Raw genomic sequence first — 652 nt, forward strand, 5'->3', positions numbered from 1 at the left:
AGGAAGCCCTTCTGGAACGGTGCCAGCGCGACCAGGTCCTTCAGCGCCTTACCGGCCGCGATGAAGTCCGGGGTGTCGAAGTTCTTGTCCTTGGCCGCCTGCTGCAGCGCCCCCAGCCCGCCGATCCGCATCGCCAGGTACGCCCAGTAGAAGTGGCCCGGCCACTTCTCCTTGCCCGCCAGCGCGATCGGCACGATCCCCTTGGACTTGATCGTCGACACCGTGGTCAGCAGCTCCGCCCACGTGGCCGGCGCGGCGGTGATCCCGGCCCTGGCGAACAGGTCCTTGTTGTACCAGAACCCGACCATGCCCACATCGAACGGAACCCCGTAGATCCTCCCGTCGATCGTGAACGGCTGCAGCGCCGCCGGCAGCAGACTGCCGATCCACGGCTGCACATCAGCCGTGATGTCCTTGACCAGCCCCGCGGCGACCTGCTGCTGCAGCACACCCCCGCCCCACGACTGGAACAGGTCCGGCGGCGACCCCGCCTGCGTCGCCGTGGTCAGCTTCGCCTTGAACGCCTCGTTCTCCAGCGGCTGGATCGCGACCTTCACGTTCGGGTGCGCGGTGGAGTAGTCCTTGGCCATCGCCGCCCATACGGGCAGCATCGGCTCGGTGTTCTGGATGTGCCACCAGTTGATGGTCTGCG

The 652-nt window shown here is 67.3% G+C and carries 1 protein-coding gene; it reads right to left on the bottom strand.

What is annotated here, in order from left to right:
* On the bottom strand, nucleotides 1–652 hold a 652-nt coding region (locus tag QEZ54_RS36250), incomplete at both ends, for an extracellular solute-binding protein (RefSeq protein ID WP_281309315.1).

The organism is Catellatospora sp. KI3 (assembly GCF_029948125.1).
GTDB lineage: Bacteria > Actinomycetota > Actinomycetes > Mycobacteriales > Micromonosporaceae > Catellatospora.